Annotated in this window: 7 protein-coding genes; 5 read left to right on the plus strand and 2 right to left on the minus strand. The window is 58.1% G+C overall.

Annotated features, from left to right (window positions below; all coding sequences use genetic code 11):
- On the plus strand, positions 1 to 1,102 hold a 1,102-nt coding region (gene trhP, locus AC1DSG_RS23595; RefSeq protein ID WP_477793044.1), incomplete at its 5' end, for a prephenate-dependent tRNA uridine(34) hydroxylase TrhP.
- A 40-nt stretch (positions 1,103 to 1,142) separates the two neighbouring features.
- Here the strand turns inward: trhP and AC1DSG_RS23600 are convergent.
- Positions 1,143 to 1,856, minus strand: a complete 714-nt coding sequence (locus AC1DSG_RS23600) for a FadR/GntR family transcriptional regulator (protein WP_477793045.1) — start codon at positions 1,854 to 1,856, stop codon at positions 1,143 to 1,145.
- A gap of 278 nt (positions 1,857 to 2,134) precedes the next feature.
- On the opposite strand from AC1DSG_RS23600, the gene AC1DSG_RS23605 reads away from it, so the two are divergent.
- The gene (locus AC1DSG_RS23605) at positions 2,135 to 3,481 is read left to right on the plus strand and encodes an MFS transporter (RefSeq protein ID WP_477793046.1); all 1,347 of its coding nucleotides are present in this window, start codon (positions 2,135 to 2,137) and stop codon (positions 3,479 to 3,481) included.
- 21 nt (positions 3,482 to 3,502) lie between these two features.
- Entirely contained in the window at positions 3,503 to 4,846 is a 1,344-nt protein-coding gene (gene gudD / locus AC1DSG_RS23610) for a glucarate dehydratase (protein WP_477793047.1), read from the plus strand.
- Between the two features lie 290 nt (positions 4,847 to 5,136).
- On the opposite strand, the gene AC1DSG_RS23615 is transcribed toward gudD, so the two are convergent.
- A complete protein-coding gene (locus tag AC1DSG_RS23615; RefSeq protein ID WP_477793048.1) occupies positions 5,137 to 6,015 on the minus strand; it encodes a LysR family transcriptional regulator in 879 nt (292 codons plus the stop codon).
- A gap of 162 nt (positions 6,016 to 6,177) precedes the next feature.
- Here AC1DSG_RS23615 and ampC point away from each other — a divergent pair, with 162 nt between their 5' ends.
- Positions 6,178 to 7,344: a class C beta-lactamase gene (ampC, locus tag AC1DSG_RS23620; protein ID WP_477793049.1), complete on the plus strand. Its 1,167-nt coding sequence runs from the start codon at positions 6,178 to 6,180 to the stop codon at positions 7,342 to 7,344.
- Positions 7,345 to 7,503: 159 nt separating this feature from the next.
- Positions 7,504 to 8,194, plus strand: a 691-nt coding sequence (locus tag AC1DSG_RS23625; RefSeq protein ID WP_477793050.1) for an IS4 family transposase, incomplete at its 3' end; no start/stop codon positions are given.

Below are 8,194 nucleotides of genomic sequence, written 5' to 3' on the forward strand. Positions count from 1 at the left end.
GCTGCTCAAGACCTTCCTCAAGGACCTGGCGCCGGTGATTGCCATGGCGCCGGACGCATTGATCATGTCCGATCCGGGTTTGATCATGCTGGTGCGCCGGCACTTCCCGCAGATGCCGATTCATCTGTCGGTACAGGCCAACACCGTCAACTGGGCGAGTGTCGAATTCTGGCAGCTACAGGGAGTGAGCCGGATCATCCTGTCGCGGGAACTGTCCCTGGAAGAAATCGGCGAAATTCGCCAGCAAGTGCCGGCCATGGAGCTGGAAGTGTTTGTCCACGGTGCATTGTGCATGGCGTATTCCGGGCGCTGCCTGCTCTCGGGTTACATGAACAAGCGCGACGCCAATCAGGGCAGTTGCACCAACGCCTGTCGCTGGAAATATTCGGCCCAAGAGGCCACGGAAAACCAGCTCGGTGAAATCGTTCAGCAGTATCAGCCCGAACCGACCTTGGGCATCGGCGCCCCCACCGACCAGGTGTTTCTGTTGCAGGAAGCCAATCGACCGGACGAACTGATGCCGGCTTTCGAAGACGAGCACGGCACTTACATCATGAATGCCAAGGACCTGCGCGCCGTGCAACATGTCGAGCGCCTGACGCACATGGGCGTGCACTCGCTGAAGATCGAAGGGCGGACCAAATCTCACTTCTATTGCGCCCGCACCACGCAGGTGTATCGCCGGGCCATCGACGATGCCGTCGCCGGCCGTGAATTCGACCGTAGCCTGATGACCGATCTGGAATCATTGGCCCAGCGCGGATACACCGAAGGTTTTTTGCGCCGGCATGTGCATGACGAATATCAGAATTATCAGCACGGCAGCTCGGTGTCGGAGCGACAGCAGTTTGTCGGTGAATTGACCGGTGAACGGCGTGAGCGGCTGGCGGAGGTCAAAGTGAAAAACCGCTTTGGCCTGGGCGATCACATGGAGTTGATGACACCCCAAGGCAACTTCCATTTCGATTTGCATCAATTGCAAAACGCCAGAGGTGAGCCGATTGAAGTGGCGCCGGGGGATGGGCACACGGTGTATCTGCCGATTCCGGACACGGTGGACCTGAAGTTTGGCTTGTTGATGCGCGATGTCAGCGCGAGTTGAAAACCCATCAATGGTGCGATGAGCCCCCTCGCCACATTACTCAGCCACCCGCTGAAAAGCGGTCACGGCTGTTGGTGAGATGCAGCCACATCGCCGCTCGTGCCGCGTCCGGATCCTGGCGCTTGATAGCGTTGAGAATCGCCTCGTGCTCAAGGTTGGCGAGTTGCCCAAGCTTGCTTAAATCCGCCGCCCCACGCTCGGCGGCATTGACGCGGGTTCGCGGGATCATCGCACTGCCCAGGTGCTGCATGATCTCGGTGAAGCACACATTGCCGGTAGCTTCGGCGACCAACAGATGGAAGCGCTTGTCGGCCTCGACACAGCTGTCGTTGTTGCTCAGCAAGCGCTGATAGTCGTCCAGCGCTTCTCGCATCTGCGCCAGTTGCGGCTCCGTACGACGGGTTGCCGCCAGCGCGGCGGCCTGGGTTTCCAGCCCCATGCGCAACTCCAGAATACTGCGCACACCCAGTGCAGTATCGACATTCAGCCGCAATCCCTGCTCCGGCGCGCGTTCGATGACAAAAGTGCCAATGCCGTGCCGGGTTTCCACCAGCCCCGATGCCTGCAATTTCGAGATCGCCTCGCGCACCACGGTGCGGCTGACGCCGTGCTCCTGAACGATTGAGTTTTCCGACGGCAGCTTGTCCGCCGGCAGCATCTGGCCGAGAAGAATGCTCTGGGTCAGTTTTGCTACCAGGTCGTGAGCGAGGTTGTGGCTGCGCCTGGGGACAGGCGTGTCGAGGTCATGTTGCATGGTGACTTCCGAAAACAGGGCTAACGGAATCGTAGCACCGCACAGGGTTGGGTTCTCTATAAAATAGCGCCTCACTTGTATGACAACACTCAACAACCGCACCTTACTATGTACCATCTCGGTTTAATAAAAATAAAAAAATAATCAAAAATTGGCTGTACCACACCATTTTGTTGAACATAGAAGCTTGCAGAACAAAAAAATGTAGTTGTATGATGTCTATCAACAAAGCAGTACACGCCACACCCCGCATAAAAATAATCAGTGGGAGAAACCAAGTGAATACATCCGTATCAGGGATGCACCAAGGCGCCGATTCGGTCCTGAAGTCCGCCATCTCAAAGGTGAAACGACATGTTTTGCCGCTGTTCGTCATCATGTTCATCGTCAACTACATCGACCGCGTGAACATCGGTTTCGTCCGCGCGCATATGGAGCATGACCTGGGCATTGGTGCCGCCGCTTATGGCCTCGGCGCCGGGCTGTTCTTCATCGGTTACGCGCTGTTCGAAGTCCCCTCCAACATCCTCCTGCAAAAAGTCGGCGCGAGAATCTGGCTGACCCGCATCATGCTGACCTGGGGCCTGGTGGCCGCCGGCATGGCCTTCATCCAGAACGAAACCCACTTCTACATCCTGCGATTTTTGCTGGGCGTGGCCGAAGCCGGGTTCTTTCCTGGGGTGATTTACTACTTCACTCGCTGGTTGCCCGGCGTGGAACGTGGCAAGGCGATTGCGATCTTTCTAAGCGGCTCGGCGATGGCCTCGCTGATCTCTGGCCCGCTGTCCGGCCTGTTGCTGCAAATCAGCGGCTTTGGCCTGCACGGCTGGCAGTGGATGTACTTCATTGAAGGGATGTTTTCGGTCGGGCTGTGCGTGTTCGTCTGGTTCTGGCTGGACTCCAAACCCCACGACGCCAAATGGCTGACCCGCGAAGAACAGGATGCGCTGGTCAACGCCATCGACGACGAACAACGGGCCCGCGAAGCCGCGACACCGATCAAACCGTCGCTGGGCAAACTGCTCAAGGATCGCCAGATCATCCTGTTCTGCCTGATTTACTTCTTCATCCAGTTGACCATCTACGCCGCGACCTTTTGGCTGCCGAGCATCATCAAGAAGATGGGCGACCTCAGCGACATTCAGGTTGGGCTGTTCAACTCGATCCCATGGTTGCTGTCGATTGTCGGCATGTATGCCTTTGCTTCCCTGTCAGCCAAATGGAAACACCAACAAGCCTGGGTCGCCGCTGCGCTGCTGATTGCTGCCGCCGGGATGTTCATGTCCACCACGGGCGGGCCGATCTTTGCCTTTGTTGCGATCTGCTTTGCGGCGCTGGGTTTCAAATCCGCCTCGTCGCTGTTCTGGCCGATTCCCCAGGCGTATCTGGATGCGCGGATTGCCGCCGGTGTGATCGCGTTGATCAACTCGGTGGGTAACCTTGGCGGCTTCGTTGCACCGACTACCTTCGGCTTGCTGGAGGAACACACCGGCTCGATTCAGGGCGGACTGTAYGGATTGGCCGCAACCTCGATCATCGCCGCGATCATTGTCTTTGCCGCCCGCAACACACCGAAAACCGCACCGGCCGTTGCGCTGGGCAAACCAACGCCCAACCACGTCTGATCACTTTTCAAGGACAAGACAATGAACGTACAAGACACTGCAAAAGCCCCGATCATCACCAGCATGCAAGTGGTTCCGGTGGCCGGTCACGATGGCATGTTGCTCAATTTGAGCGGCGCCCACGGCCCGTTTTTCACCCGTAATATCGTGATCCTCAAGGACAACGCCGGTCACACCGGTGTCGGTGAAGTTCCGGGTGGCGAGCGTATTCGTCAGACACTGGAAGACGCCCGCGCACTGGTGGTCGGCAGTCCGATCGGCACGTATCAGAGGATCCTCAATCAAGTGCGCCAGACCTTTGCCGATCGCGATGCCGGCGGTCGCGGTTTGCAGACGTTCGACCTGCGCATCACCATTCACGCAGTCACCGGCCTGGAAGCCGCCCTCCTCGACTTGCTCGGCCAGCATCTGGACGTGCCGGTTGCCGCTCTGCTCGGTGAAGGTCAGCAGCGTGACGAAGTGAAGATGCTCGGCTACCTGTTTTACGTCGGAGATCGCAACGAAACCGACCTGGCCTATCGCAGCGAACCGGATGCCGACAATGACTGGTTTCGTGTGCGCCATGAGAAAGCCATGAGCGCTGACGCCGTGGTCCGACTGGCGGAGGCTGCCCATGCCCGCTACGGCTTCAAGGACTTCAAACTCAAGGGCGGCGTGCTCAGTGGCGATGAGGAAATCGAAGCAGTCACTGCGCTGGCCGAACGCTTCCCGGATGCGCGCATCACCCTCGATCCGAACGGCGCATGGTCACTCAAGGAAGCCATTCGCTTGTGCCGCGATCAGCATCACGTTCTGGCTTACGCCGAAGACCCGTGCGGCGCGGAAAACGGTTACTCGGGCCGCGAGGTCATGGCCGAATTCCGCCGTGCCACCGGCCTGAAAACCGCGACCAACATGATCGCCACCGACTGGCGGGAAATGGGCCACGCCATCCAGCTGCAATCGGTGGACATTCCTCTGGCCGATCCGCATTTCTGGACGATGCAGGGTTCGGTGCGCGTGGCGCAGATGTGCCACGAGTGGGGGCTGACCTGGGGTTCCCATTCCAACAACCACTTCGATATATCCCTGGCGATGTTCACCCACGTCGCGGCGGCGGCCCCGGGCGACATCACCGCCATCGACACCCACTGGATCTGGCAGGACGGCCAGCGCTTGACCAAGACGCCACTGCAAATCATCGACGGCTGCGTGCAAGTGCCGAAGAAGCCGGGTCTAGGGGTTGAACTGGACATAGATCAGTTGGCCAAGGCCCATGAACTGTACAAAGGCATGGGGTTGGGCGCGCGCGATGACAGCGTGGCGATGCAGTTTCTGATCCCGGGCTGGAAATTCGATAACAAACGGCCGTGCCTGGTGCGCTGACCTACTACCCTGTCATACCCCCTTTGTGGGAGCGAGCCTGCTCGCGAAGAGGCCGGCACATTCAACATCGGTGTTGCCTGCTCCGCCGCTTTCGCAGGCAAGCCAGCTCCTACAAAGGATTGAGGTCGTACACAAATCCCTGAACTGACCACCGAACCAGTGTAGGAGAGGGCTTGCCCGCGAAGGCGTCGGCACATTCAAGATGGATGTTGCCTGACACGCCGCTATCGCCGGCAAGCCAGCTCCTACAATGGACTCCGGGCGCGCTAAAACTCCAGAAATGGCATCCGCTAATTCATTTCGACCGCTTGCAGTAGCCAGTTTTTGAACGCCGTCATCGCCGCTGTTTCAGAGCGTGACTGCAAGCGCGTCAGCCAATAGCTGCCGGTGGTGATCCCGATGGTAAAAGGTTGCTCGATTGCACCCGCCGCCAGTTGTCGGGAAAACATCAGGGGCGGCGCCAACGCAATGCCTGCGCCTTGAAGCGCAGCCTCCATCATCGCCAGCGAAGAATCGAAAACAATGCTTTTGGCGGGCAGTGCATTGGCTGGCAACCCGCAGGCCAGAAACCACTCAGGCCACTCGTCTGCTCGGTAGGAACGCAACAGGGTTTGTTTCAACAGACCCTCAGGCGAGAGCAATTGCCGGGCGAGCTCGGGAACGCACAACACCGACAACGGTGCATCGATCAACCGCAGCGCTTCAATGCCGTGCCACGCGCCGGCACCAAATCGAATCGCGTAATCCAGCCCTTCAGTGGCCACATCCACCCGGTTGTTATGGGTCGACAGCCGTAAATCTATAAACGGATGTTTCGCCTGGAAGTCCGGCAGCCGCGGCAGCAGCCAGCCCACCGCAAACGTACCCACCGCGCCCACCGTCAACACCTCCCGATAATGCCCGCCTTCAAAGCGCTCAAGCGTTTCGGCGATGCGATCGAAAGACTCGCACAACACCGGCAGCAAGGTTTCACCCTCACTGGTCAGCAGCAACCCGCGTGGCAAGCGCTTGAACAGTGCCACGCTCAGCATGGCTTCCAGGCTTTTGACTTGATGACTCACTGCCGCCGGCGTCACGAACAACTCCACCGTCGCGCGCGTGAAACTCAAATGACGCGCGGACGCCTCGAAAGCGCGCAATGCATTCAGCGGCAAGTGAGGACGAATCATGCCAACTCCATAATTTTTCTAATGGCTAACCCGAAATATCGTCGTTTGTCGACGCTCGGTAGACCGCCTAAATTTGGCACGCCTTTTCGCTAGCCCGATTTGCAAGAGCGCATGGAGTGTAGCGGGTTACCATCATCACAACTCATGAAGAGTGGATCAGACATGTACACAGACAAACTGCCAAGGCTTGCGCCCTACAGTGCTTTAGCACTTATTCTAGGCGTAGCGCCCTGCATGGCCTCAACACCGTCCGACCAGCAACTCGAAACCCTGGTCAACGCCGCCGTCGGTCCGGTGATGCAGCAACAGAACATTGCGGGGCTCGCCGTTGCGATCACCCAAAATGGCCAGCAGCATTACTTTAATTACGGTGTGGCCTCCAAAAAGGATCGCAAACCGGTCAGTCAGGACACCCTGTTCGAAATCGGCTCAGTCAGCAAAACCTTCACCGCCACACTGGCCGCCTACGCGCAGGCCAACGGCAAACTGTCCCTGTCCGATTCTGCCAGCGCTGTTTTGCCGGCATTGCGCGGCAGTGCATTCGACCACATCAGCTTGCTGCAACTGGGCACCTACACCGCCGGCGGGTTGCCGCTACAATTCCCTGGCGAAGCTGACCACCCAGAAACAATGCTGGGTTACTTCAAGCAGTGGACACCGGTTTATCCTGCCGGCACCCATCGCCTGTATTCGAACCCAAGCATAGGGCTGTTCGGCTACCTCGCCGCCAACAGCATGGGCCAGCCGTTCGATGTGCTGATGGAAAAGACCTTATTGCCGAAACTGGGCCTCAAGCACACCTACCTCAAGGTCCCGCAAGAGCAAATGGGGCTATACGCTCAGGGTTACAACAAGGACGACAAGCCTGTGCGCGTCGGGCCGGGCGCGTTGGACTCCGAAGCCTACGGCGTGAAAACCAGCGCCTCGGACCTGCTTCGCTATGTCGAAGCGAACATGAAACCGGCAGGGCTCGAAAAGCCATTGCAGCAAGCCATCGCCACTACCCACACCGGTTATTACACCGTGGGCGATATGACACAGGGGCTGGGCTGGGAGCTCTACCCTTACCCGGTCACGCAAGACCGGCTGCTTGCCGGTAACTCGACCGAGATGGCAATGCAGGCTCAAACGGTCCAGTGGTTGAACCCGCCACAGCTTCAACAGAAGAATGTGTTGATCAACAAAACCGGTTCCACCGGCGGCTTTGGGGCTTATGTCGCGTTTGTGCCCTCGAAGGACATCGGCATCGTGATCCTTGCCAATAAAAACTACCCCAATCCGGAGCGAGTCAAAATCGCCCACACCATATTGACCGCCTTGACCGAATAACCAAGTGCAACACAACCCACTGCGTGGCCTCAGGGTTTCGGGTGGACGAGCACAAAAAAGGGCGCCGAGATGGTTAATGCCGATCAGTTAAGCCCTCTTGCTTGACCTTTGGCCGCAAGAAATCAAAATCCGATGCCTGAATAGGTATCGGATTTTTTTATGCGTCTCGCTCGGGCACTGGAACTGACTCACAACATCGCCTCCACTCCCCACGCCATCGAGGGGTTGGATTCGTTGCTCGATCCTTCTTTGGTCGAGCAGGCACTGGAACAGGCAGGCGTAGCAACCCTGCGCAAGCGCCGTCTGCCGTTGGARATGATGCTTTGGTGCGTGATTTCCATGGCGTTCTTTCGGCGGATGTCAGCCWGGGATGTRGTCAGTCGCATGAACATTATGCTGCCGGGTCAACGTCCGCTGGTGGCGCCCAGCGCAGTGGTTCAAGCCCGTCAGAGGCTGGGTAGCGAGGCTGTACGACAGGTCTTCCATCTGACTCAGAAAAGTTGGCATGAAGCGGCCGGTCATCCGACCTGGGCCGGGCTGCGTTTGCTGGGGGTCGACGGCGTCGTCTGGCGAACACCCGACACGGCAGAAAATCGAGCACGCTATGACTCGGCCAGTAATCAACATGGTGACACTGGCTTTCCTCAGGTGYGCATGGCCTGCCAAATGGAGTTGACCAGCCATTTGCTGATCGGCAGTGCATTTGATGGTTACCGCAGCAACGAAATGAAACTGGCGGAACAGCTGATCGAAACCACGCCTGATCACTCGTTAACGCTGTTCGATCGCGGCTTTTATTCCTTGGGTTTGCTGCACCAATGGCAGCAAGCAGGCACCGAGCGCCATTGGC

This window comes from Pseudomonas sp. P5_A12, assembly GCF_056400685.1.

What these genes read in the sequence shown, in the direction of transcription:
- gudD (WP_477793047.1), top strand. Translation starts at nt 3,503, where the DNA reads ATGAACGTACAAGACACTGCAAAAGCCCCGATCATCACCAGCATGCAA.
- AC1DSG_RS23615 (WP_477793048.1), bottom strand. Translation starts at nt 6,015, where the DNA reads ATGATTCGTCCTCACTTGCCGCTGAATGCATTGCGCGCTTTCGAGGCG.
- AC1DSG_RS23600 (WP_477793045.1), bottom strand. Translation starts at nt 1,856, where the DNA reads ATGCAACATGACCTCGACACGCCTGTCCCCAGGCGCAGCCACAACCTC.
- ampC (WP_477793049.1), top strand. Translation starts at nt 6,178, where the DNA reads ATGTACACAGACAAACTGCCAAGGCTTGCGCCCTACAGTGCTTTAGCA.